This is a genomic window from Paenibacillus sp. AK002 (genome assembly GCF_053903045.1).
Genome location: NZ_CP096377.1, coordinates 3,164,463 through 3,188,439 on the forward strand (window position 1 = coordinate 3,164,463; position 23,977 = coordinate 3,188,439).

At 51.7% G+C, this 23,977-nt stretch carries 18 protein-coding genes; 15 read left to right on the forward strand and 3 right to left on the reverse strand.

Annotated features, from left to right (window positions below; all coding sequences use genetic code 11):
• Nucleotides 1-296: 296 nt before the first annotated feature.
• Nucleotides 297-3,482 (forward strand): bifunctional cytochrome P450/NADPH--P450 reductase, encoded by a 3,186-nt coding sequence (locus tag M1D70_RS14100; protein ID WP_456290194.1) that lies wholly within the window; start codon nucleotides 297-299, stop codon nucleotides 3,480-3,482.
• 104 nt (nucleotides 3,483-3,586) lie between these two features.
• Complete coding sequence (locus M1D70_RS14105) at nucleotides 3,587-3,958, forward strand: winged helix-turn-helix transcriptional regulator (RefSeq protein WP_433939608.1); 372 nt, start codon at nucleotides 3,587-3,589, stop codon at nucleotides 3,956-3,958.
• 76 nt (nucleotides 3,959-4,034) lie between these two features.
• Here the strand turns inward: M1D70_RS14105 and M1D70_RS14110 are convergent, their stop codons facing one another.
• Nucleotides 4,035-4,598, reverse strand: coding sequence for an NAD(P)H-dependent oxidoreductase (locus M1D70_RS14110; RefSeq protein ID WP_456290195.1), 564 nt, complete (start codon nucleotides 4,596-4,598; stop codon nucleotides 4,035-4,037).
• 331 nt (nucleotides 4,599-4,929) lie between these two features.
• Here M1D70_RS14110 and M1D70_RS14115 point away from each other — a divergent pair, with 331 nt between their 5' ends.
• The 4 genes from M1D70_RS14115 (at nucleotide 4,930) to M1D70_RS14130 (ending at nucleotide 9,510) form a co-directional block, all read left to right on the forward strand.
• Nucleotides 4,930-5,745 carry a ZIP family metal transporter gene (locus tag M1D70_RS14115; protein WP_009595288.1) on the forward strand — a complete coding sequence of 272 codons (816 nt, stop codon included), beginning with the start codon at nucleotides 4,930-4,932 and terminating at the stop codon, nucleotides 5,743-5,745.
• A 278-nt stretch (nucleotides 5,746-6,023) separates the two neighbouring features.
• Entirely contained in the window at nucleotides 6,024-7,202 is a 1,179-nt protein-coding gene (locus tag M1D70_RS14120; protein ID WP_456290196.1) for an IS110 family RNA-guided transposase, read from the forward strand.
• Nucleotides 7,203-7,576: 374 nt separating this feature from the next.
• Entirely contained in the window at nucleotides 7,577-8,542 is a 966-nt protein-coding gene (locus M1D70_RS14125; protein ID WP_009595271.1) for a DUF4097 family beta strand repeat-containing protein, read from the forward strand.
• Between the two features lie 176 nt (nucleotides 8,543-8,718).
• Nucleotides 8,719-9,510, forward strand: coding sequence for a phosphotransferase family protein (locus M1D70_RS14130; RefSeq protein WP_456290197.1), 792 nt, complete (start codon nucleotides 8,719-8,721; stop codon nucleotides 9,508-9,510).
• Nucleotides 9,511-9,640: 130 nt separating this feature from the next.
• Here M1D70_RS14130 and M1D70_RS14135 read toward each other — a convergent pair whose 3' ends face one another.
• Entirely contained in the window at nucleotides 9,641-11,686 is a 2,046-nt protein-coding gene (locus M1D70_RS14135; protein WP_456290198.1) for a serine hydrolase, read from the reverse strand.
• A gap of 291 nt (nucleotides 11,687-11,977) precedes the next feature.
• Between M1D70_RS14135 and M1D70_RS14140 the strand changes: the two genes are divergently transcribed.
• The 5 genes from M1D70_RS14140 (at nucleotide 11,978) to M1D70_RS14160 (ending at nucleotide 16,005) form a co-directional block, all read left to right on the forward strand.
• Entirely contained in the window at nucleotides 11,978-12,745 is a 768-nt protein-coding gene (locus M1D70_RS14140; RefSeq protein WP_456290199.1) for an alpha/beta fold hydrolase, read from the forward strand.
• Nucleotides 12,746-12,862: 117 nt separating this feature from the next.
• Nucleotides 12,863-13,711: a MerR family transcriptional regulator gene (locus tag M1D70_RS14145; protein ID WP_456290200.1), complete on the forward strand. Its 849-nt coding sequence runs from the start codon at nucleotides 12,863-12,865 to the stop codon at nucleotides 13,709-13,711.
• Nucleotides 13,711-14,733 carry a serine hydrolase domain-containing protein gene (locus M1D70_RS14150; protein ID WP_456290201.1) on the forward strand — a complete coding sequence of 341 codons (1,023 nt, stop codon included), beginning with the start codon at nucleotides 13,711-13,713 and terminating at the stop codon, nucleotides 14,731-14,733. Before M1D70_RS14145 ends, M1D70_RS14150 begins: the two co-directional genes overlap by 1 nt.
• A gap of 301 nt (nucleotides 14,734-15,034) precedes the next feature.
• Nucleotides 15,035-15,451, forward strand: coding sequence for an SMI1/KNR4 family protein (locus M1D70_RS14155; RefSeq protein WP_456290437.1), 417 nt, complete (start codon nucleotides 15,035-15,037; stop codon nucleotides 15,449-15,451).
• Between the two features lie 86 nt (nucleotides 15,452-15,537).
• Nucleotides 15,538-16,005 carry an SMI1/KNR4 family protein gene (locus M1D70_RS14160; protein ID WP_456290202.1) on the forward strand — a complete coding sequence of 156 codons (468 nt, stop codon included), beginning with the start codon at nucleotides 15,538-15,540 and terminating at the stop codon, nucleotides 16,003-16,005.
• 120 nt (nucleotides 16,006-16,125) lie between these two features.
• Here M1D70_RS14160 and M1D70_RS14165 read toward each other — a convergent pair whose 3' ends face one another.
• Complete coding sequence (locus M1D70_RS14165) at nucleotides 16,126-18,111, reverse strand: beta-galactosidase (protein WP_456290203.1); 1,986 nt, start codon at nucleotides 18,109-18,111, stop codon at nucleotides 16,126-16,128.
• Between the two features lie 135 nt (nucleotides 18,112-18,246).
• Here M1D70_RS14165 and M1D70_RS14170 point away from each other — a divergent pair, with 135 nt between their 5' ends.
• From M1D70_RS14170 to M1D70_RS14185, 4 genes are all read left to right on the forward strand, one after another.
• On the forward strand, nucleotides 18,247-19,143 hold the full coding sequence (locus tag M1D70_RS14170; RefSeq protein ID WP_456290204.1) for a helix-turn-helix transcriptional regulator: 897 nt from the start codon (nucleotides 18,247-18,249) through the stop codon (nucleotides 19,141-19,143).
• 140 nt (nucleotides 19,144-19,283) lie between these two features.
• Nucleotides 19,284-21,593, forward strand: a complete 2,310-nt coding sequence (locus M1D70_RS14175; RefSeq protein WP_456290206.1) for a helix-turn-helix domain-containing protein — start codon at nucleotides 19,284-19,286, stop codon at nucleotides 21,591-21,593.
• 424 nt (nucleotides 21,594-22,017) lie between these two features.
• The gene (locus tag M1D70_RS14180) at nucleotides 22,018-23,043 is read left to right on the forward strand and encodes an ABC transporter permease (RefSeq protein ID WP_009594651.1); all 1,026 of its coding nucleotides are present in this window, start codon (nucleotides 22,018-22,020) and stop codon (nucleotides 23,041-23,043) included.
• 15 nt (nucleotides 23,044-23,058) lie between these two features.
• On the forward strand, nucleotides 23,059-23,943 hold the full coding sequence (locus M1D70_RS14185; protein WP_456290207.1) for a carbohydrate ABC transporter permease: 885 nt from the start codon (nucleotides 23,059-23,061) through the stop codon (nucleotides 23,941-23,943).
• The last annotated feature ends 34 nt before the right edge of the window (nucleotides 23,944-23,977 follow it).

The following is a 23,977-nucleotide window of genomic DNA, read 5'->3' on the forward strand; positions in this document are numbered from 1 at the left end:
GTCCAAAAGTTGTAATAACGGGTCACTTCCTGGTTGAAAAGTAATAAACGAATAACAGCGGACCTATACGATATTACGGACCTCCGGCAGATGTGCGGATATCCATATCATGATAGGGTAAAGGCAGGATCAGGCAGCCATTGTAAGTGAAAACAAACGATGCCGCGTCGAATCCTCCTTTTTTACATGAAAATGACCGCATTACGAAATTGGTCAATCGGTTCTAAAACGGGAATTATTCTGCCCGAATATGGGCAAATACAAAGAGATGAACAGGGATGATGGAGGGAGATCGCATGACACAAACCAAGGAAGTGCCTCAGCCTAAAACCTACGGTCCGCTCGGCAATCTGCCGCTGCTGGATTCCGCCGCTCCGGTCCAATCGCTTGTGAAGGTTGCCTCCGAGCTCGGACCGATCTTTCAATTTCAATATCCGGGCGGACGCAAGGAACTGTACGTTTCGGGACATGAATATGTCAAGGATGCTTGTGACGAGAAGCGGTTTGATAAACGAATCTGGGCACCGCTGCAGAATGTCCGCCCATTCGCAGGGGATGGATTGTTTACGAGCGCCACGCAGGAGCCCAACTGGAAAAAAGCCCATAACATTTTGCTCTCCAGCTTCAGCCAGCGCGCGATGCAAGGCTACCACACCAAAATGGTCGATATCGCCATGCAGCTGATCCAGAAATGGGCTAGGCTCAATCCGGACGAAACCGTGGACGTTCCTGCCGACATGACGCGCTTGACGCTGGATACGATCGGCCTCTGCGGATTTAATTACCGGTTTAACAGCTTTTACCGCGAAGACAACCATCCATTTATCGACAGCATGGTGCGGGCGCTGGATGAGGGCATGAACCAGCTTCATCGTCTGGGCATCCAGGACATGTTTATGATTAAAAAGAAACGGCAGTTTCAAGAGGATATCCAGTTCATGTTCTCCCTTGTGGATGAGCTCATCCAAGATCGCAGAAAGCACGGCGGAGAAGAAGGGGATTTGCTGGCGCATATGCTGGAAGGCGTCGATCCCGATACAGGCGAGTCTCTTGATCATGAGAACATCCGTTACCAGATCATCACCTTTCTGATCGCCGGACATGAGACGACAAGCGGGTTGCTGTCCTTTGCCATTTATTATTTGATGAAAAATCCGGAAGCCTTGTTTAAGGCGGTCAGCGAAGTGGACCGCGTACTGAAAGATCCCGTTCCGACCTATAACCAGGTGAGGGAACTCAAATATGTCCGCATGGTACTCAACGAGTCGCTGCGCTTATGGCCAACGGCGCCTGCTTTCTCCTTGTATGCAAAGGAAGATACGGCGATCGGGGGAACCTATCCCATGAAGAAAGGGGACAGCGTGACCGTCCTAATCCCAGGGCTCCATCGGGACTCGCGGGTGTGGGGGGACGACGCGGAAACGTTCAGACCCGAACGCTTCGAGGATCCGAGCCAGGTGCCGCATGACGCCTACAAACCGTTTGGTAACGGCCAACGAGCCTGCATCGGGCAGCAGTTTGCGCTGCAGGAAGCAACCCTGGTGCTTGGTTTGGTTCTCAAATATTTCGAACTGATCGATAACCAGCCTTATGAGCTGAAAGTGAAGGAAACACTCACTCTGAAGCCGGAAGGGTTCCGCATTCAGGTTCGAAGCCGTCAAGGCGGGACGGCTCTCCTGGTACCGGGTGGCGGTCAAGTTGCTTCGCTCGAATCGAAGAAGCGGGATGATGCCAAGTCCGATCCTTCGGCGGCATTTGCCCATCATACGCCGCTTCTCGCATTGTATGGCTCAAATCTGGGCACGGCTGAGGGAATTGCCAGAGAGGTGGCGGATGCTGCGAAGCACCAAGGGTTCGACAGCCAGGTGGGCACACTGGACGAATATGCAGGAAAACTTCCGAAGGAAGGCGTTGTAGTCATCGTCACTGCATCGTACAACGGCCAACCGCCTTCCAATGCCAAGGCATTCATGGAATGGCTGGAGACCGCGAATGAATCCGAAATTGAGGGCGTTCGTTACGCGGTATTCGGGTGCGGAGACCATAACTGGGCAAGCACGTATCAGCGAATTCCCCGCTACATCGACGAGCAGCTTGCACTCAAAGGGGGACAGCGTCTGCTCCAGCGCGGCGAAAGTGATGCAAGCGGCGATTTTGAGCGGGAAGTCGATGAGTGGACGGAGCATTTATGGCCGGATTTGATGCAAGCACTCGGATTGCCGGTTACGGCGGTCCATGCGCAGAAACGAAGTGCCTTGTCCGTTGAGTTCGTCCAGGGGGCGGCCGCCGTTCCGCTGGCGGAAACCTACCGCGCCGTGACGGGGCGTATCGTGCTTAGCCGCAATCTGCAGTATGAGGGCAGCGGAAGGATCACGCAGCATATCGAAATCTCGCTCCCGCCGGAAACGGAATACTGCGAAGGCGATCATCTGGGGGTGCTTCCGGTCAATCCGGAGACACTGGTTCAGCGAGTACTTCGAAGATACAAACTGAACGCGGGCTCCCACCTTATTTTGTCTGCAGAAGGAAGAAGCGGCGCGCATTTGCCGACCGGCATACCCGTCCGCCTTGACGATCTGCTGTCCCGCAGCGTGGAACTGCAGGAGCCGGCTACAAGGGCGCAGATACGGGAAATGGCCGCTAGCACGGTATGTCCGCCGCATGCCAAAGAGCTCCAAGAACTGATAGAGGAAGCGAGCTATCAGGCCGAAGTTCGGGCCAAACGGATCACCATGCTCGACCTGCTGGAGCGGTATGAAGCCTGCGAGCTGCCGTTTGAACGGTTTCTTGAGCTTCTGCCGCCATTGAAGCCGAGATATTATTCGATATCCTGCTCACCGAAGGTTAGCCGGAATACGGCAAGCATCACGGTTAGCGTCGTTCGGGACCGGGCATGGAGCGGCAAGGGAGAATATCGGGGCATTGCTTCGAACTATTTGGCCGAATTGGAAACGGGCGCGGAGGTCTTGATGTTTATACGCTCTCCCGAGTCGGGTTTTGCGCTGCCGAAGGATCCGGCCACGCCCATGATCATGATCGGACCAGGCACGGGCGTTGCACCGTTCAGGGGATTTATCCAAGCGAGACAAGCGCTTCGGGAGGCAGGTCAAGAGCTGGGTGCCGCGCATCTGTACTTCGGCTGCCGGAATCCGGAGCAGGACTTCCTGTACCGCGAGGAGTTTGAGCGGGCAGAGCAGGAGGGGCTGGTCACTTTGCATACGGCTTTCTCGAGGGTAAGCGGAGCGGAGAAATGCTATGTTCAGCATTTGATGAAACAAGACGGAATGTTATTGCTGTCGCTGCTTGAGGGCGGAGCGCAAATGTACATTTGCGGCGACGGCTCCCGGATGGCTCCGGAGGTGGAACAAACGCTGATTCGTTCCTATCAGGAGCGTCATGGCGTGAATGCTGAAGATGCTGCTGCCTGGCTGTCGGGTTTGGAGTCGTCAGGACAATATGTAAAAGACGTCTGGGCTGGTTGATTGTCATGCCGGAAGGGAAATCTCCTGAGTTTCCAGGATCTTATTTGTGATAAAATGATCCTAATACCGAGCTTTGGAAACAGATCGGAAGGAGAGTGTGGCTTGTGCGGGAAAGCGAAACCTGTGTACCGACTGGCGTGAAACCCCAAGACACCGGCTTTGGATATACATTGTCCTTAATCGGCGGCAAGTATAAAATGATCATCCTGTACTGGCTGTCGGAAAAAAAGGTCATGCGGCATAATGAGCTGAAGCGAAGCATCGGCTCCATATCCTTTAAAACGCTTAGCATCATGTTAAAGGAGCTGGAAACGGATGATCTTATCGTTCGGACGGAATATCCCCAGGTTCCCCCGAAAGTGGAATACACTTTATCCGAACGCGGACTTTCTCTCATACCTGTGTTACACATGATGTGCGAATGGGGAGAGAAGAACAGTTTGAGCGCTCCGGAAGGTGTACAGCGTGAAGCTTGACGACGGCCGATGTAACTAAAGAAGTATTTCCTTCAGAAGGAAATACTTCTTTTTTACTTATTTGTTCATCAACTCATCATAGGTTGTCTAAGAACTTTAAATACTGCCGGGCGCTTATATCCAATGTGCTTTGGGGCGGCCACGGCTCCATGTCCGGCGCGTTTCCGCCAGGTTCCTTCTCCTGCCCGTAGAAAGCATAGAACGAGCGATAGTCGGCATCGCAATATAAGAACGTCGTCTCAAACGGAGCCAGCAGCTGCTCCAAGGTGTGGCGATACCTTCCGACTTCCCGATAATCTTCCTCTTTAATGCCGGCGGATACGGCTAATGCGACTTTGCGTTTCTTTAGTTTATCGCCTCCTTTCGAACCATAAGCCCAACCATAAGTCAAAACATCATCCAGCCATTGTTTAAGGAGCGGCGGGCAGCTAAACCAATAGACGGGGAATTGCAAAACTAAATTTTGATGCGATTCTATGAGCTGCTGCTCTTTTTCCACGTCAATGATTCCGTTCGGATACGCCTTGTGTAATTCGTGAACGGTATACTTATCCGGGTATTGCCGGAGTTCTTCTACCCAGCGCTTATTGATGAGCGATGCTTCTATGTTCGGATGCGTTACGATAACGAGTGTTTTCAAAAGATGATTCCTCCTTGGGGTTGATGTATGTTCTAGAGTATAAAGGGCTCGCCGGATTGATGTAAGTATGCACTTTTCTTACAGGTACTTACCAAAAGGTGAGCGTTCTGGGGGAAACGGCGGGTCCGATCCGGTGCCACGGAAAAACAATCTATCAACTTTATGAAATTTATGATATATAATTATTTGCATTGAAATGCATCGGAATGGGCGCGTACGGGTACATATTCTCTAGATCGATGTATCGGATCACCGACAAAATGCATGTAGGGCTCGCATTAGGAAATAGTATCAGTATCATATTAATTTCATCGAAGGGGTTCTTTGTTGCATGGTAGACTTTTTTATGAATTTCAATCCCATTATCCAAGCATTGCTGGCCACCTTGTTTACCTGGGGGATGACGGCGTTAGGTGCGGCTCTTGTTTTTGTTACAAGGACATTGAACCAGCGCTTGCTGGATAGTATGTTGGGGTTTGCCGGTGGCGTCATGATTGCGGCCAGCTACTGGTCATTATTGGCACCGGCCATCGAACTGTCGGAAGGCAATCCGATCGGGAACTGGTTTCCGGCTGCGTTCGGATTTTTATTAGGCGGAGTATTCATATGGGGAATCGATAAGATTCTACCCCATCTTCACCCCAATTCTCCTATGGGAGGAGCGGAGGGGTATAATCCGAGAGTCAGGAAAAGAAGCACCTTGCTGGTTCTGGCCATCACGCTGCACAACATTCCGGAAGGATTAGCGGTGGGGATCGCATTTGGGGCTCTTGCGAACGGGGGAACGGAGGCATCCCTGGTGGGAGCCTTGACACTGGCACTGGGCATCGGCATTCAGAATTTCCCGGAGGGTGTAGCTGTCTCGATGCCGCTGCGCGGTGACGGAATGTCGCGGAGAAAAAGCTTTTTCTATGGACAGTTCTCGGGAATGGTCGAACCTATTGCCGCGGTAATAGGCGCGGTCGCCGTAGCTTTCATTGAACCCATGCTGCCGTATGCCTTGAGTTTTGCGGCCGGAGCCATGATCTTTGTCGTAGCCGAAGAGGTGATTCCAAGCTCGCAGGAAAAAGGCAACAAGGATTTGGCTTCGATGAGTTTGATGTTTGGTTTCGTGTTAATGATGATTTTGGATGTAGCACTGGGATAGTACCTTATTAAAGAAAAAGTCGCGGAATTGGCGGCTTTCGTATTATTAGGTCAGCCAGAGATTTCTGGTTGGCCTATTTTTGTAGGCATTATACGATGGTGGTAGCCGGGAGAACGAAGGTGGCTTAGGGACGCAGATCCCGTCAAAAAAACGGTTCTCTCACTACCGTCCAACGACTATGTTTGAGCTGGTAGAGGCTTTAGACCTCGCATCACAAGCGAAGCTATGGGGTTGGAGACCATGTGGGAAGGCCGGTAAATCGAATCAAGGAGGTTATTATGCAGCCAGTAGTAGGAATAGACGTGGCCAAAGGGGTTAGCGTTATCCAGGCCTTTATCGGTCGCGAAAAACCCTTCGGGAGGATGGAGAAGCTTCATCATGGGCCGGAAGGTTTTGAACAGCTAGGGGAACTGTTAGGAACACTCAAACATAAAAGTGGCGTCGAGCCCGTTGTTGTCCTTGAGGCGACCGGACATTACCATCGAAGTCTGGTAGGGTATCTTAAACGCAGTGGATGGACTCATTACATCGTCAACCCTCTGCAAGCCAAACGATCGAAAGGCACGCAACTTCGCAAGGTGAAAACAGATGCAGCAGATGCATGGTATTTGGCTGAGATGTACTACCGAGGGGACGTTAAAGCGCATCGAGAGTGGGAGGAAACCTACACCGAACTTCAACACTTAACGAGGCAACATGAGTTTGTAACCGCGATGTACGTACAGGCCAAGTTAAACAGCAGAGCTTTGCTTGAGCAGGTGTTTCCGGACTTCATCGGATTATTTCATAATTTGTATGCGACCACATCATTAAAAGTGCTAGAGCGATGTTTGGAGAATAAGGTCGAAGATGTGGGTGATCTCATCCTTGAATGTGTAGGTAAATCCCACTCCAAAGGATGGATTACGGAGAAAACAAAACGGTTGAAAGAACTCTTGTTGGGCTGGAAAACACAAGAGAGGAGTCAATCCCAGAGCATAGCGTTGACTAGCATGGTCTCCCTGCTGTTGGAATTCGATAAGCAGTTAAATTATTTGGAAAAGCAGATGGAAGAACTGGCTAAGGAGTTGCCTGAAGTGGAATTGATCCAAAGTATCCCGGGTGTAGGGAACAAACTTGCGGCAGCCATCGTGGCAGAGCTTGGCGATGCAAGTCAGTTCAAGGATGCGAAGCAACTTGTAGCCTACGCAGGATTAGATCCGGGGATCTACAGCTCAGGAAAATTCACGGCTACAAGCAACCGGATCACGAAACGAGGCTCAAAAAGACTACGGCGAGCACTCTATCTTGCCGTACAGTGCGGAATTCGCAGACGTGCAAACCGCAGGATAAGTGATTACTACGACAAAAAAAGAAAAGAGGGCAAGCCCTACAAGGTGGTCGTGATCGCTTGCGCCAACAAGCTTCTCCATCACATTTATGCCATCCTAAGTAAAAGCGAACCCTACAAAGCCTAAAAACCATATTTTCCCATAACCTTCACGCCAATGAAGGTTATTTGTGCTGTTTAGAAAAGTATATCAGTATTCTATTATTTAACCAAGTTGTAATGCTTGACAAGTATTAGCTGGTTTTTTTGTTTTCAAGCATAGTCTGAGGTTTATTTCCGGCGAGCTGGCTTCCCTTTCCAGGATTGAAGTTGTAACGATTTGTTCTTCCATAGGTTGTGAGGTATCTCAGCATTACTAGACTTAAGTCGGGGTTCCAATCTCATTCGCGGGGCCAATGCTCATTTCCCGAAGGGATGGTATACTGAACAGGACTTCAGATATTGGAAAAACAAACCAGAGAACTCATAAAGGGATGATACGGAAGGAATGAGGAACACGTTATGAAGAAGAGAACAGGATATTTGATCGTGGCAGTCGGTGTGCTGCTGTTGATCTTTACGATGAACCCAAGGAACATTTTTTCGGATATTCAATTCGGCTTTTCCTTTGACACCAAGAAGATAAATGAAGAGCAAACGCTTGATGCGAATGATTACCGAGATTTGACGGTAAAGACCGGAAGCATCAACATACATGTCGTCCCAGGAGCAACGGATCAGATCACAGCCCGTCTGAATGGAAAGGTAAGTTCGAAATATGCCGACCAGGTGAAACTGCAGGTTGAGCCGAACGGCGATTCGCTGACGCTTGGCGTCGAAGAAGATCATGGCATCAATCTGGGCATAAGCATTATGGATCTTCAGTTAACGGTGGAGTTACCGGAAAAGCAATGGGCAGCGGCTCAGATTGAAAGCGGGAGCGGCGAAATCGAGGTGGAAAACATGCTGGGCGATACGGTCACAGTCAAGGCAGGCAGCGGCAATGTCAATGTCCAGCAGGTGAACGCCGGCGAGCTAACGGTGCATACCGGCAGCGGCAATATCGAAGTTGAGGAGGTTGAAGCCAAATCGGTGGCGCTGCAATCGGGGTCCGGCGAAATCTCGGCAGACGGCTATCATGCCGAACAGCTGAGCTTTCAAAACGGCAGCGGCAACGTTGAGCTGAGTGATGGAGAAGCGGCTTTGCAAGGCAAGACGGGATCCGGCAATATCCGTGTGGATGCGGATCGGTTGATCCATAATGCGGATCTGCGAGCCGGCAGCGGGAACGTCAGCATTGACCTGGATGAAGAGCCTTCATCGCTGGAAGTGGATTTCCAGGGAAGCTCCGGCGAGGGGAAAATAGAGTGGGATGGAATGCGTTATGAGGTTAAGGACGAGGACAAGGGAAGACTGAAGGGAACGCTCGGCAGCGGCGAGGTGCTGCTGAAGGTTCGCACGGGCTCCGGGAACTTCAGGCTGGAATAAATCCTGATAGTCACTAATGGGACGGGAAGACATCCTAACGGGGATGTCTTCTTTGTTGCGTACGAAGGTATTAAGGTGCAAAAGCCAAGGTGAAGATCTATCGATTGAAGGCGAATGCAATGTGTATAATGAGGAAGAATATTTGCTTCCAAATTTCTAGGGTGAGGAGACATGAAATGCTTCCGATTCAATTGCATGAAATACCCCAATCGATCATAGATGAAGTAGGTACGGTATCCAAGCTGGATTTTCCAAGACAGGGCCATACTTCGGATGTAGGAATCCTGGATAACGAACAGGGGCGCTTTATCCTAAAGCGAACGATGGGAGAGCATTACAGCTCGTGGCTGGCACAAGAAATCCGCGTTCTGCATTCCCTGCAAAAGACATCGTTGCTTGTCCCTTCGGTTTACAGGTTTGTGGAAGATAAAGAAAACAATCAATCGTGGGCGCTGTTGAAGTTTTTCGAGGGTGAAACATTAAGGCAGGCACTGGTCCGCGAGAAGAATTCGGAAAAAAAGCATGAGATGATATTCAATTTCGGTGCGATTTTGTCCGCGATTCACGCTACGCCCTGCCCTGAAGAAATGAGGGGAGAATCCCCTTGGCTGGATGATATGCTTCTCCGTGCGGAATATAACCTAAGACATTACAACGTTGATGGAACCGCTGAATTATGGGATTCGTTGAATAGGAACAAACCCCAGACTATAACCAACACCTTAATTCATGGTGATTTCACGATTGATAATGTTTTGGTTCGCAACGGAAACATTACGGGCATCATTGATTGGAGCGGCGGAGCTCTTGGTGATCCGAGGTATGATGTGTCTTTGGCGATACGTCCTAAACCGAACGCGATTGAAACCGAATCGGAAATCGACGTTTTCTTTGAAGGATATGGAAGAGGAAGGATTAGCGAGTCGGAGTTCAAGTACTTTGAAGAAGGATTATATGCATTTTTCTAGATAGGATCGGTCGGACTAATCACCTGATTATGATTCGTACTAGAACAGCTGACGATACGAAACCGTCAGCTGTTCTTTATTCATATTAAGCTATAAGTGCCAAGCTTCCACTAGTGAGCAGCGGACCAAATTAAAAACCAAAAGCCTGCTGAATCAGTTTCGAGTAGATGGCCGCCGCTTCCTTCCGCAGAAGATTGTCCGTTGGCCGGTAATCGGCCGCACCGTTTGCATCCTTGGTCACTTCGGGACCATGCATGCCGGTTCCGACCATAAACTGCACCGCTTCATCCGCCCACGCGGCCGGTTTCGTACGGAGTTTGGCCGGGACGGCCTTCGCGCCAAGCGCGTGATGTGCAGTCCGCCATATGATAGCTGCAGCCTCTTGGCGCGTGATCGGCTGATCGGGTTCGAAATTCTGGTTCGTCTTGCCGTTCACGGCGCCCATATCCGCAGCATTCTGCACATAACCAGCGAGCGGGTGCCCTTGCATATCTTTGAATATGCTTACACTTTCGCTAGGCTTCATGCCGGCCAGCCTGCTGATGACGCTGACAAACTCCGCGCGGGTGATCGGTTCATCCGGCCGGAAGCTGGATTGTCCTGTATCCCCAAAAGCCTGGAGAGACTGAGCGAAGTAGATGTCCTTGGAATAAGGATTTTCTTCAGGGACGTCGTGGTAAGGAGCAGGCTTCGGGAGTTTCTCGGACATGCTGTCCATGGCCGTGTAATACATATACGCAACATCACCGTTAGCATCTTCCTTAAACGCAGCGGGTACACCGTTCTCATCCACAAACCGCAGCGGTCCGACCGGTTTGAGTTTATGCTCGCCCATGGCATCTTTAACCAGCAGCTCGCCTTGTCCGGCAGTCACATCCGTAGCGATAATCGGAGTCCTCAGGCTTCTGTATAGGCCCTCAAATTTCTGCAGCTGCTCCTGATGGAGTGGGAACGGGCTCTCTGAGCCTTGCTTTTTCGGATAAAAATGATCCATGAACGCGACGAAAAATTCGCTGCGGATCGAAGCGCTCTTGTCGCTGTTAACAACGATCAGACCACCGACATTCTGGTCGGGAAGCAGCCAAAGCCAGGAATGGTAGCCCTCCAAATCGCCGCCTTTGCCAATCACCGTTTGGCCGTTATGGCTGTTGTGCATGAACGACTCGAAGCCGTAAGACGTCAACGGAATGCCAGCGGCATCATAATGCGTCTTGTGCATTAATCGCGTCGTCTCCTCCTTCAGGATGCGGGCGGATCCGAACTGGCCCTCTTTCAGATGGGCAGTAATGAAATTGGCCATATCGGTACCGCTGGCGAACATGCCGCCTTCAGGTGCGATGGTGGGCACGTTCTCGTAAGGCTTTATCGGATGTTGATCGACATTGTATCCTGTGGCAAGATTCGCGATGATATCGTCGTTCATTCGAAATGCGGCATGCTTCATGTTCAGCGGGGCGAATATTTCCTTTTTGACATAGTCCTCAAATGGCTCTCCGGATACGCTTTGGACAATATATCCCTGCATGGAGGATGCCAGATTGTCATACCGGTAAACTTCACCAGGCGTACGAACCACAGCCGGAGCATTCACCCGGATGAAGTCGGCGAGCGGAATCTCGCCCTTCTGAATGATGTGAGGCGGAACCGAGTAGCTGTCCGTAAAATCGAAGCCTGACGTATGCGTCAGCAAATGCTCAACGGTGACGGGGGCGCCGGTATGGTTAGGGATCTTCACATCCGGCATGTATTCGGTTATGTTTTGCTTCAGGTCGATTTGTCCGTTCTCGACCAGCTGCATCACCGCCATTGCGGTAACCGATTTTGATATCGACGCCATGCGGAACAAGGTGCGATCGGGATCAATCTTCTTCTTGGATTCAAGATCGGCGTAACCGTAGCCCGTATTCAACAGCACCTTGTCGTCTTGCACGACCACTACTAGTGCGCCTGCCAGCATGTCCGAAACCTGGGGATCGGCAAAATAAGCGTCAGCGAATGCCTTGACTTCGTTAGAGCTTAGTACCGGTGCCCCCGCATGCCGGGATTCGACTGGGACTTCTGCGGATTTGGCCGCTGCCGAATGAATATCGACGGGGAAAGCCAGCAGACTGGCGGACAGCATGGAGGCTGCCAATACACGAATGGTTCTTGACTTGCTTTGTTTCTTCGGCTTCATGGGTTCCTCTCCTTATCTCATTTGCTTTGGATTTCCACTTAATGGTAGACCATGCAAGGAGGAGGAAGAACAGTCCCAAGAAGGAGTTTGAACTGGATCCGCGGCAGGAAACCAGACTCGACTTTGGTCCAGGGAAATGTGTTGGCATCCGAGCAACGCATGATTTATACCATAAACCATTAAAAAGTATAATAAATTTTCTGAATAATCCGTTAAATCTTCAAATTAATATACTATAATTGTATTAATAGTAAATGTCATATATTGGGGATGATCACGATGAACTTATTCATGAAGGAGAGCGGAAACATTCATGCGTCAAGGATGATCGTATTTTTGCATGGGGGCGGGGTAAGCGGCTGGATGTGGAATAAGCAGCTTCCCTCTTTTAAGGATGATTACTGCCTGGTTCCCGATTTACCCGGACACGGTGGCAGCTCCGCCAACGGGCCCTTTTCCATAAAACGCACTGCAGCGCAGATCAATGAGGTCATCTCGAGTATGGCGGACGGAAGGGAAATTGTTGTATTCGGTTTTTCCTTGGGGGCGCAGATTCTCGTGGAAATGATGTGCCAACGACCTCAACTCATCGATTACGCAATCGTAAACAGCGCTTTGCTTAGACCGATGCCGGCTGCCCTGAAGCTGATCGAACCTTCTATACGAATGACCTTTCCGCTGACCAAATACCGATGGTTCTCCAGATGGCAGGCAAGCACGCTGTACGTGAATCGGGATGATTTTGAACAGTATTATACGGAATCCCTGCATATGCCTTCGGAGCTGCTGGTTTCGGTCCTCAAGGAAAACATGTCCTATTCAATCTCTCCAAGCATCAAAGAATCTTCGACGAAGGTATTGGTTACGGTCGGGGAGAAGGAAAGAGCCAGTGTTAAAAAATCAGCCAGGGACCTCGTGCAGCTATCCAACCGTGCGGAGGGGATCGTGTTTCCCGGTATCGGGCACGGCATACCGCTTGCCGATCCGGCATTATTCAACCGCGTAACGGGGAAGTGGCTGAACACCGGGGAACTGCCGGAAGATCTTTCTCAGGTGTAGTACGGAGGCGAGGAAGATCAGGGATTCCATTTTACAAATTAGCAGTGGACTTTGCCCTAAGGGCAAGGTGTAAAGTGATCTTGAATCAAGAGTCTATATACGGAAAGAGGTGGATCCTTGCTGCCGATCGGGGAATTCTCCAAACTATGCGAAGTATCGACGAAGACGCTTCGGTATTACGATGAAATCGGATTAATTCATCCGGATCAGATCAATCCGGAAAACGGGTATAGGTATTATTCCATCGGTCAGCTAAAGAGAATGCTCTATATTAATCGGTTGAAGTCTTACCATTTTTCACTGGACGAAATCAAAGAAATCTTAGCGGGGGAACCGGGTCACTCGGATGAGAAGCTTTACACGGCCCTTCACCGCAAGCGTCGGGAAGTCCAGCACAAATTAGACATGTATCATCATGCCCTGAACCAGATGGACCAGGATATCCTGAGCCTGGAAAAGGGCATCGACGTGATGTCGTACCTGAACCGAATTGAAGTGCAGCTTGTGGATCGGGCGCCAATGAATCTTCTTTTCATGTGCCAGATGATGAGCAGGGATGATTATGCTCTGGGTTATGGCAGGTATTTTAGCGGATTATATGAACAGATTGCCAAGGAGAAGCTTACATTGGTTGGTACGCCCATGACGATTTATCACAGTTCGGAATACAATCCCGCAGGCAATGACACCGAGTTTGCCCTCCCGGTCAAGGAGAGAGCTATTGGAACGAGGGAACTGGGGGGAGGACTATGTGCCAAGTCTGTTTGGAAGGGTTCCTATTCGGATTTGACATCGGTATATGCCAGGCTCAGGGAATGGATAGAAGAAGAGGGATACGCATTGAGCCAATCCCCGTATGAAATCTATGTAACCGATCCGAATCAAGCCACGGCGGCCGAGCATTTGGTTACCGAGGTCTATTTTCCCGTGTCGAAAAAACAAATGAAAAATGCGAGGTATCTCTAATGAAGAGAGAGTATTGGCCAACGATGGCATGGCAAGCCGCTGCCCCTGAAGCCTTGAGATTGGATGCCGGCAAGCTTTCGGCCCTTGATGCTTTGATCCCATCCGAATACGGCAACATCAACGGTATAGCCGTGGTGAGAAACGGATATATCGGATATGAGAAATACGATCATGGTTACGGCCCGGAGGATACCCACCACGTGGCATCGGTCACCAAGAGCATTCTATCCGCCCTCATAGGCATTGCCATCGGTGCCGGCTATATTGACAATTCGGATCAAAAGGTGCTGGATTTCTTCCCCGAATATGAACACAAGTCCGCTGATCGGCAAATTCAAGACATTACGCTTCGCCATCTTCTTACGATGACGGCCCCTTATCCATTTGAGGACTGGCGCGAGCCATTGGACAAAATGTGCATGCAGCCTGATTGGGTAGCATATACGCTTGATATGCTGGGGGAAGGAGGAACCCTGGGAGCGTTCAAATATTCCACCGCAGGAGTGCATCTGCTGTCAGCCATTATCACCCGCACCACCGGAAAAAGCGCACGCGCCTTTGCGAACGAACACTTGTTTAAACCGATTGGCATGACCGAAATCCCGGATCATGACATGGGATCATTCGGATTTGATCATTTATTCGGTAAAGACGTCAGGGGATGGGTCAAAGACCCTGGCGGCAACACCACGGGTGGATGGGGCCTTACGTTAAGCCCGCGCGATATGGCGCGTTTCGGTTTTCTGTACCTGAACCGCGGCCTATGGGACGGACAACCGATTATACCGGGAGATTGGATAGACCAATCAACGGCGATGAACGCTAACCAATACGGTTATTTGTGGTGGCTGAGGGATGAGGACGGAATTTATACATATTCGGCCGTAGGCGATGGAGGCAATATCATCTGCTGCATTCCGGAAAAAGATATGGTTGTAGCGATTGCATCGTCCTTTATCGCCAATCCGCGGGATCGATGGACCTTGATAAAGGAAGGCGCGCTATCCGCTGTCATAGAATGAATCGAAGAACGTAAACGCCATTCGCACTATCTTCTTTCCTTGTTATGTACCTGGTTCTCATTGCAATTCCATTCTGCTAGAATATGTGTAATCCGATTACGCAGCGAATACACCCAGCTCCTAGCTCCTAAATAGCAGACAACCGTTTGCCCTCGATGAAAGAAGGGGCGAACGGAACGTATGTTGTCTTATATGGGCACACAACCGATGTGGTACGGAGCTTACATCATGGGATATAACATTCAATTGTCAGTATGATCTTCAACGCGAGAGGTTTTAGATTCATGGCTAGGAGGGAAGGATCCCATTCCTCTTCCGGGAGGATCGGGCCTCACTTGTAGGAAGTCCGGCAACCCAAGAGGAAATCGCACATGCGGAGCAGCAGCTGAATGTAAGGTTTCATGAGGACTATGTACGTTTTATAAGAAGGTTCGGAGGAGCTTATGCGGGCCTTGCGGTACATGCATTCTCTAACGGCTCCAGCATTGGAAAAGAAACCGTCGCAGATTTGACGCTGGATTTCCGCGAGCAGTTTAAGGAGCTTCCTATTGGAGACGTAATACAAACCAGTTATGTCATCTCGATCGACGGATCCGGCGATCCGATAATCATCGACCAATCAGGAAAGGTGTTCATCTGCCATCACGATTCGGGAGAGGTCATACGATTGGCAGATTCCTTTGAGGCGCTGATCGAGGAGAATTTCTATGAACGGTAGGTGGTTCATAACCGAAATCTATCAAGTGGAGATGAGAACAGTCACTGAAGTTGGTTGAAAATGAAGATGGAGGGAGTTCTCGTGTAATGTATGAACGATTGGCTGAGAAACTGGAAAGCACGACAGCCGTGAAATGGTTTCCCGGACGCGGCGCGAAAGAGGAATGGATCGCCGAGGCAGAAACGGAGCTGGGATTCAGCCTGCCGCCTTCCTATCGCTGGTGGCTCAAGAACTACGGCAGTGCCACGCTGAGCGGGACGGGCATTCTCATGTTAGCTCCTCCGGATGTGAGGGAATATGTCGATACGGATATTCTATACATACATCGCCTGAATCAGGAAGATGAGGAGTGGCGAGAGCAATATCCGCACAGGCTGGATCTGTTCGTGCCGAACGAGGACGAGCTGTATTTTTTCGATACGTCCGCCAAAGATGAGCAGGGGGAGTTCCCTGTCATGCGTTATGATCTTATGAATGATTTGATCGAGGAGTATGCTCCGTCATTTGCAGGATTTTTGGAACAATTGATTGACAAACGCAGTGCGGTATATTGAGCACGTAACATGAAAACCTGCAAAATGAACCGATACGATGTGAACAGCCGCAGTCTCCAGACTGCGGCTGCTTGTATCATATGGAAGAGTTGTTCCTTATCATGAAGACAAGGATGCTGTTTACGCCAGTTCCAGCACAACCATTTGATGATTATCCAGACTAGGAACCGAGTAGTTGATCTCCCCCTGACTCCCAATCGTGTATGGAAGCTCATCCATCGAGGGGGCCAGATAGACCCGCTGGATCGAAGGCGCTGAAGGCAGGCGCAAGCGGACGGAAACGTCCCGCAGCGGCACGATGTCTTCAATGACTTCAACGCGCCCCTTCAGGACAGGAGAGGCAAAGAGAAGGTGATTAATATAACGATTCTCATCCTGCTGATACTGCAGCGTCGCGATGCCCCGTGCCGGCAAATCGCAGCGAATAGTAGGCTGTGGCAGGAGCCGGTCGATCGCATGCAATACCATCTCCTTCAGAATGAGATGGCCGTTGTCCGCATAGTCGCCGAACACATTCCAAGCGATGTAGATGCCGTTTGTGCTCTCGATCATGCCCGGGCCGCCGTCTTCTCCGGCGCTTGGCGTGTGCTGATGCGAGCAGAACGTGAACACATCGCGGTTGAAGTACGGATTCTCCCGGCTGCCCAGCGTTTGGCCGCCGTTCAATTCAACCAGCTGTCCTTCAGCGTACATCACGTACGATGCAGGCATGAGAGGACCGGGAACAAAGTCCGGGCGGAAATAAGATGGACGGTAGGGGCTCTGGCCTTGCCAGTTCAATCCGAGATCCAGCGTAAACGCGTCGCCTGCCTCATTCAAACCCGAACGACCCGAGGCAAGAACTTTTCCTCCACCCGCGGTGAATGCACGGATGTCCTCTTCCAATTCGGGCCATATCGGTACCTCGTCCGGCAGAATCAGCACTTTGTAGAGGCCAAAATCAGCACTTGCATCCACGATGTCGTAAAGGTAGTGCCCTTCGGTCAGGATGCGTACCGCACCGGCATCCGCCAGGTTGTTCCTGTCATCCGACTTCCGTGCTTCCGGACAAGCCTCCCAAGCAGCCTCCAGCGACAGGACGGCGATGTCGGCCACGGAAGAGGTCGCGCTGCACCAAGGCTCCTTCGCTTCCACTTCCGCATAGGCTGTGCCGATCAAGGCGTAGGTTGCTTCATCCATGAGACCCGATGGATGAAGCTGGTCGCCGATCGAGCACTTGGCGCCATGGGCGAGACTGAGCGCCGTTTCGAAGCGCAGCGCGTTCGGATGCTTGTATCCGCCGAATTCGCCCCAGGAGGTATGGAATTTGCCCGTCATGCCGAGATAGTCCATGCCTAGCGTCTGTGCATAGCGTGCGGACAGCGGAAAGTGATCGTAACCCCAACCTCCGGTAGGAAGCGATTCGAGTTCCAAATGGCTGTTGACTTGAGCAAGGTCGCGGCGGCCGCGACGTTGATGGCCGCTGTTATGGAATACCGGCAGACCGGGTTTGATCTCATCGATCGTTTCTCGTACGCGGCGGGCATAGTTAAGGTAGGTGGATTCGCCTAACGCGGCAACGGCAGCTTCATCGCGAGGGTCATGACCGGCTGATCGCAGCGCGGCTACGCAATGCTGGCACCGGCATTGACGGATTCCGACGATGTCAAGGAAAATGCCGTCCGCATCATACCTGGAAACTACTTCGCGGATTTGCGCCAGCAAGATGTCCAGGTATGGCGTGTTGAAGCAAAATTCATGGTAACCGGGCGTCATGAAATCTCTCGCCCAGCGCGTACGGTCTTCCGCGTCGCGGATCAGCCATTCGGGATGGCGCCGCGCCAGCTTTTCGTCCAGCCCCGCGGATAAGTACACCGGCGTCTTGACGCCGATTTCATGGGCAGCCGAGATCATCTCGCCCAGCAGATCGAATGAGAGATGCGGGTGCGTTTCATTGGCTTCGCTCGGATGGTAAGCCCAGCCGTGATGGCATTTTGAAAACACGGTGATGGAATCGACATGCCCCGCGCGCAGCATGTTCTGAAACTGGAGTTTTGAAAACCGGCTTCCGATGCCGGGAATGGCCTCGGATGTATGGAAATCGAGATGAACCTGACGAAAACGCATGCGTAAACAACCTCCTTAGTCGCTATATGAGAGCGGTTTCTCGTGATCAAATGTACCTCTTTTTCATGCGGGCAACCAGTGATAATATAGACTTTGATTAGCACAAAATGAACTTGCGAAAAGGAGGGGACGGCCGTGCTGTGCTTAGAATTCGCCATACCGCCGCTGCCGCAATTCGTTACGGCCGGACATGCCGTATGGAAGCCGGGAGACAGGCATTTCGCCCGCACCTTCGGCGTTTATGACCTGCTTCTGGTTACGAAAGGAACGTTCTATATGACCGAAGAACAGACGGAGTATGAGGTCGGCGCGGGAAAGCTGCTGGTGCTGGAAGCGGGACTGCCGCATGTCGGGCACCGAGCCTGCTCGGAGCATACGGAGATTTATTGGGTGCATTTCATCCATGGGCATCCGGCCGTTCACATCCGTCGGGAAGATATCCCCTGGTCGAACCTGCTATCCAAGGGCACGGTCGAAGACATTGAGCCTTCTCCGCAGCAGCGCATGTACTTGCCGAAGTTTGCACCCTTCGAGGTGCAAACCGTGGAGCCGATGCTGCGCGGATTGAACGATACCCACAACAGACTGAACGGGGAAAATGCGCTCCAGCTCCACCTTTTGCTGACCGAGCTGTTTGCAGCGCTGCAGGCTGGCTGCGCCCGGACGTCCGAGCCGGAGCCTTCCGTCCGGCTGGCCCAGGCCGCCGCATCCTATTTAAACGAACATTGGAAGGAGCCGTTTGAACGGGCCGCGCTGGAGGAAAAGCTCCACTTCCAAGCGAGTTATATCGCAAGATGCATGAAGAGGCATATCGGCAAAACGCCACTGCAGTACGTGCTGCACCTGCGCCTGGAGGAGGCCAAGAAACTGCTTGGCGGCACGGTGCTTGGCATTTCCGAGATCGCGGAACGCGTGGGAATACGCGATTCGAACTACATGACGCGCCTATTTACCGCCAAGGTTGGCATGACGCCAGGTGCTTATCGGCAGATGCTTCGGCAGAAGAGGGATGGCGATGGGCGGGTCACCTGAGCAGCCCTGATCATACGGCAATACCCAGAGATACGGTCAGTGCGTATCCCGTACAGGGTAATATTTCGAAAATGCAGATTGACAATGAAAATCCCGGCGGCTTATAGTAAAGCCACCTAAACTTGCAGGAGAGTGGTCCCATGAACTTGCTGCAAACCCTCCGCTCTCGCAAATATTTGCAGCGGATTATCCTGAGCTTTATGCTCGTCGTCGCCATGCTCGCCATAGCCTCCCTCTTTCTGAACGCCGCCGCCCGTGACAAAGTGTTGAGCCTCCAGCATGAAGCCGACGTCAAGCTGCTCACCCAAATCAACTACAACATCGAGAACATGAACGGGATCGTGAAGGATTTGGCGGTATCGCTGTATAACGACGAAGAGCTCATCGCACTGAAATCCGGGGCGGATTATAAGCAGAGCATCCTGAAGATTGAACGTTTGAACCGCACGGTTGCTGCTTCCCCGTACTTGCACTCCGCCGTTTTTTATAACGGCAAACAAGGCCGTTTTTTCTCGTCGCTGAGCCATGATATGGATACGCGCGTTCTTTACGGCGCACTGGAAGATTACATGGACGCTCGTGCGGACCTGCCGAAGCTGCAGCTCATTCCGCTCGATCTCGACGGGGAGAACGAAGGCATCGACGTGTTCGCATTTTTCATATATGATGGGCCGAGCCTCGGTTCCGTCAATCGGAACGCGCTCATCTTGACCGTGAAGCCGGGGTGGATGCTGGATAATGTGAAAGCGCTTAATCGGGTCGCCGAACGGGAAAACGACGTCCTGTTCGTTACGGACGGCGATGGTCAAGTGCTGATGGCGGGCGACCGCAAGCTACCGCCCGGGCTGGACATCAAGAGAGATTTACTCGGACGGATGGGCTCGGCAAACCATACACCGGACTCCTTCATCCATCAACAAGGCGATAAGAAATATAAGGTCACCTATTTAAGCAAAGGCTTAAACGACTGGCAGATCATCAGCCTTCAAGACTATGACGACGTGCTGGGCAGCGTCCGCCAGATGCGGTGGACGGAAATGGCCGTGACATTGTCCGTGGCCATGCTGGCTTTGCTGCTGTCCGTACTGATTTCGCTCCGGCTATACAAACCGGTAGGACGCCTGCTTACGCTGGTGCCCTACGATGGACGTGGAGACGCCAAAGCCAAGGATGAGCTGTCCCTGATCACGGAGAACGTAACGGAAATGATCGGCAAGCTCAGAGGATTGGAACAGGAGCGGGCCACGCAATGGAATATCGCCAAGTTATATCATCTGCGGAGCCTGATCGGCACAAGCGACAGCATGGACGAAGCAGCGTTTATGCGGATGAAGGAGCAGTACGGGATCGATATCGCGCATCCGTCACCGCTTCGACTTGCGCTTGTGCAGCTCGACGACCTGCAAAGCCAGGTTCTGCAGCCGGTTCCCCGGGCGGAAGAGCTCTATTCCTTCGCCATCGCGAATATCGGCCAGGAGTTGCTGCGCCATGGCGGCTCCTGCGAGGCGGCGGATATGAAGAGCGGCCATCTCGTTTTTGTTGTCGGGGGCGATTCCGGTCACCTCGAGTCCTTGCACGAACATTTCCGTGAACTTCAGCAAACCATTCTCCGCTTCTATCGGATTACGTTCACCGTAACGCTAAGCGATACCTTCGAGGATTATCGCCAGCTTACGAAACATTACAATCTGGCGCTGCGGCATTCCAACTATCGCATGATATTCGGTAAGGGCGCGGTGATCCGGCCGGATATGATCCGCAGGAACGAGCGGAACGAATCGCTTACCATTCCGAAGGAACTGGAACGCCGGCTGACGGAGGGCTTAAAGGGCGGCAATCCGGAAGAGACGGAGCAAGCGATTCGTAGCTGGAGGGAGCATCTTTCCGAGTTTAGCTTTGACGGCATGTTTTCGGCGCTGCTGCATTTGACCATGACGCTCAGCCATACGCTTGGTGAAATGAATAATAACAACTTGAACCCGGTGTCGGTCAATCTGCAGGCGATCAACCGCCGCATTCTCGAAAAAGAGACGCTGGACGAGATCGAGTGCGTGCTACTGGACGTCGTGCGGGAGGTGTTCGAGCAGCGCAGGAGCGGACGCGAGGATAAAAACCGGCTGCTTGCGGATACCGTCAAGGAAATGATCGATAAGCATTATGCCGATCCGGACCTCAACGTACAGAAGATCGCCGATATGCTGAAGATGAGTTCCGTCTATTTGGGGCAAGTGTTCAAGGCTCAGGAAGGTGCGACGGTAGTCGACCAGATCAACGCGACTAGGCTTGCCCGTGCCCAGCAGTATCTGGAGCAGCAGCAATTGACCGTGGCGGAAATCATGGAGAAGGTAGGCTTCGGCAATGAAAGCTATTTCTATCGGCTGTTCAAGCGCCGGTATGGAACGACCCCGAAAGAGTACCGCCTGAAATGCGCCATCGAGCGCAGTACTTAAATCGCACAGGTCCCATCAGACCCGCAGGCAAGTTTTGCCGATTGCGGGTTTTTGCCATGCCGTGCTCCGACAATGATATCCATTCGAATGCGAGCGAACCAGCAGGTTCGAAGCAAGCTGCGAGCCCCATCGACCAGTTGGATCAACGCGTAACTGAAAAGCACTGTCTCCTGCACCTTGGCTTTGCATCGATGATGCGAGAATGGTAGCCCCTTAGTGTCGGCAGAGGCCCTGAAATTTTTCAAGTGCAGCAATCTTGGATCTATACAGCCGTCTGTACAGCATTCCGAAATCCCTACAGTCCGCCTGTACAGCAATCCTGAAATTGTACAGTAACGGAAAGTACCGCGTTTGAGCTATCGTTAAACGTGCAAAGCCTGGAACGCAGGCAAGAAGTGCACAAGGAAAGGAAGGGGCTTTCGCTATGTTGAAGAAGATAACACTATCGGGCTCTATGGGCGCGGAACCGGCGAACCGATCGGGAACCGGGCCCGACCCGGATTCAGAACCAGCGGGCACTCGCCCAAAAAAATCGGCGCTTCGCAGGGAGCTTCGCCATTTTCGAAACAACCGCGAGCTGTTTCTCTTATCCCTGCCGGGGATTCTGTACAAGCTGATCTTTGCCTATATTCCATTGGTGGGATTGATCATCGCCTTCAAGCATTACCGCTACGATCTCGGCATATTCGGCAGTGAATGGGTAGGTCTGGAAAACTTCCGTTATTTGTTCTCGACCGATACGGCTTGGCGGATCACGCGCAATACGGTGCTGTATAATGCCGCTTACATTGCAGCTACCACGGCCGCTGCGCTGCTATTGGCCATTCTGATGAATGAGCTCAGGGCGAAATGGAGCAAATTTTATCAGACCGCGCTGTTTCTGCCCCACTTTCTATCCTGGGTGCTGGTCGGATACGTGGCATATGCCTTCCTGAACCATTCTGACGGTTTCATTAACCGCACCTTGCAAATGTTCGGCATGGATCCGATCAGTTGGTACCAGACGGCCGAGGCATGGCCGGCCATTCTCATTCTTGTTCATTTATGGAAGGCAGTCGGTTTCAACACGCTTATTTATTTTGCGGGCATTATCGGCATTAACAGCGAGTATTACGAGGCCGCCCGGATCGACGGTGCGACGAAATGGCAGATGGCCATGAGAATTACGGTCCCGCTGCTGGCTCCGCTGGTCATCATTCTGCTGATTTTGTCCATCGGCAACATGTTCCGCGGCGACTTCGGACTGCATTATTTCATTCCGAACAACTCCGGCTTCCTGTACGGATCCACGGATATTATCGATACGTACGTGTACCGCGCACTTCGCGAGATCGGTAATGTCAGCATGTCGGCGGCCACAGGCTTCTATCAGTCGGTTGTCGGTTTCGTGCTCGTGCTGGCGGCGAACGGGATCGTGCGCAAAATCAATCCAGAGCATTCCCTGTGGTAAGAAGGAGGATATCCGATGCCGAAGAAATTCGAACTATCCAAAATGTTGATCCATCTGCTGTTCATCCTGCTATCGCTGGCCATCGTCCTGCCTTTTCTGCTCGTTGTCGCGGTTTCGCTGACGGACGAAGCGTCGCTTACCGACAAGGGCTATCAGTTTTTTCCCGAATCGTTCAGCCTGGAGGCTTATCGCTATCTTCTGGACGCACCCGACATTTTGCTGCGGGCATACGGGGTCACGATCACGGTGACCGTCATTGGAGCACTGGCAGGGCTTTTGCTCACCGCGATGACCGCATACGTCATCTCGAGACCGGATTACCGCTACAACAGGATAACGACGTTTTACGTGTTCTTCACGATGCTGTTCAGCGGCGGGCTCGTCCCTTCCTATATTCTCATCACCCAATACCTGCATTTAAAGGACAGCTTGCTTGCACTAATCCTGCCGGTTCTGCTCTCGCCCTTCAACATCATGGTCATGAAGGGATTCATGTCCAAAATTCCGCTTGAAATCGTGGAATCCGCCAAAATCGACGGGGCAAGGGAACTGCGTATCTTTTTCCGGATCATATTGCCGCTATCCACGCCTGCCTTGGCCACGCTGGGTTTGCTTATCTCGTTCACGTACTGGAACGAATGGTTCAACGCCATGCTGTATATCGACGATCCCGACAAGGTGCCGCTGCAGCTGCTGCTTGTGCGAACGCTGGGCAGCATCGAGTTCATAACCTCCAATTCGGAATTTTCGCAGCAGCTGGGCATCGATTTATCCAGCTTTCCGAACAACTCGGCAAGAATGGCGATCGCGGTGCTGGCCGGCGGGCCGATGCTGATCATCTTTCCGTTCTTCCAGCGGTTCTTCGTGAAAGGGCTTACGGTTGGCTCCCTTAAGGGTTAACATACAACAACCAATAAACATTCAGGAGGTCATG